This is a genomic window from Stenotrophomonas sp. HMSC10F07, assembly GCF_001807895.1.
Taxonomy (GTDB): Bacteria; Pseudomonadota; Gammaproteobacteria; order Xanthomonadales; family Xanthomonadaceae; genus Stenotrophomonas; species Stenotrophomonas sepilia.
In genome coordinates this window covers 1-1,638 of the sequence record NZ_KV791430.1, presented here as the reverse complement: position 1 = coordinate 1,638, position 1,638 = coordinate 1, and the positions used below count along the sequence as shown (strand labels likewise).

At 65.8% G+C, this 1,638-nt stretch carries 1 protein-coding gene; it reads left to right on the top strand.

Annotated elements, in window-relative coordinates:
• Positions 1-277: 277 nt before the first annotated feature.
• Positions 278-1,638 (top strand): cache domain-containing protein (locus HMPREF3114_RS15610; protein WP_141750831.1); only part of this gene is annotated, 1,361 nt, incomplete at its 3' end.

The following is a 1,638-nucleotide window of genomic DNA, read 5'->3' as shown; positions in this document are numbered from 1 at the left end:
CGAGCCCCCATGGACGGGTTTACGGCGTGTCCTGGCTGCCCACCCCGGCCCAGCCACCTACTGACAATCCAGCGCCGACCAACTGCTGTTGCTGTTGCTGTTGCTTCAGAACCAGCCTGCCGCAGGCAGCGCCGCAGCCGCCGCTGCAAGGGAACCTGAATACGTTCCGACAGCACGCCTCAATCCCCCGCCGCATCGGCCGATAACGGGGTTGTCACGGCGCATCCCGCCGTGACCGGCACGGCGCCGCCCGCCCGCTTCGACCTGGTCCTGCTCGATGAATCTCCTGCATCGCTGGCAACACTACTTCAGCAATCTTTCCGTCCGGCGCAAGCTCAACCTGCTGACGCTGCTCATCGCGCTCGGCGTGATCGCGCTCTCGGTGATCGCCGCCCGCATGCAGTACCTGGATCTCACCGAGACCCGAAAGACCGCACTGAAGACCCAGGTCGAACTGAGCTACGGCATCCTGCAGCACTACCACCGCCTGGCCGGTACCGGCGAACTCAGCGAAGAGGCTGCCAAGCGCGCCGCGCTGCAGGCATTGGAAGTGATGCGTGCAGAGAGCGATACCTACTATTTCAACGTCTACGACACCGGCTACCGGCTGCTGATGCACCCGTTCCGCAAGGACCTGGTCGGCAAGGACATGAAGGACTTCCGCACCGACGACGGTGTGCGCATCTATTACGACCAGGTCGAAGCCGCCCGCGCCGGTGGTGGCTTCGTCAATTACCGCTGGGCGAAGCCGGGCAGCAAGGGCGACGTCGAGAAGGTCGCCTACGCCGGCCTGTTCGCGCCGTGGAACTGGGTGGTCAGCAGTGGCGTCTACATGGACGACGTGCAGAAGCAGGCGCTGGTGTTCACTGCCATCATGACAGTCTCCGGCGGCGTCCTGGTGCTGATCGTACTGGCCCTGAGCTGGGTCATCGGCAATCGCATCGCCGTGCCGTTGAAGCAGGCCACGGCCGTCGCCGAGGGCATCGCCGCCGGCAAGCTCGACAGCCATATCGGCCCGCAGCCGCACGATGAAACCGGCCGCCTGCTGGACGCCATGGCCGGCATGCAGCAGCAGTTGCATGCGGTCATCACCGGCCAGCGCGAAATGGCCCGCCGCCACGACGGTGGCGAACTCAGCTACCGCATCGACGCCAGCGCCTTCCCCGGCGAGTACGGGCTGATGGTGCAGGAAACCAACGCCCTGGTGGGTAGCCACGTGCAGACCCTGCACGATGTGCTGGACGTGGTGCAGCAGTACGCGGTTGGTGACCTGAGCCGCGACATCGCCCGCTACCCGGGCGAGAAGGCGGCGATGACCACCACCGTCGACACCGTCAAGGCCAACCTCGGGCGCATCAACGCCGAGATCAAGCAGTTGGCCAGCGCCGCTGCTGCCGGCGACTTCAGCCGCCGAGGCGATGCGCAGCGCTTCGACCACGATTTCCGCCTGATGCTGGAAAACCTCAACGCGATGATGGCGGTCAGCGATGACAACCTCGGCAAGCTGTCGCAGCTGCTGTCGGCCATCGCCGATGGCGACCTGACCGCGCGCATGCACGGCGATTACCAGGGCGTGTTCGCCCGCATGCGCGACGATGCCAACGCCACGGTCGCGCAGCTGACCCAGATCGTCGGCCA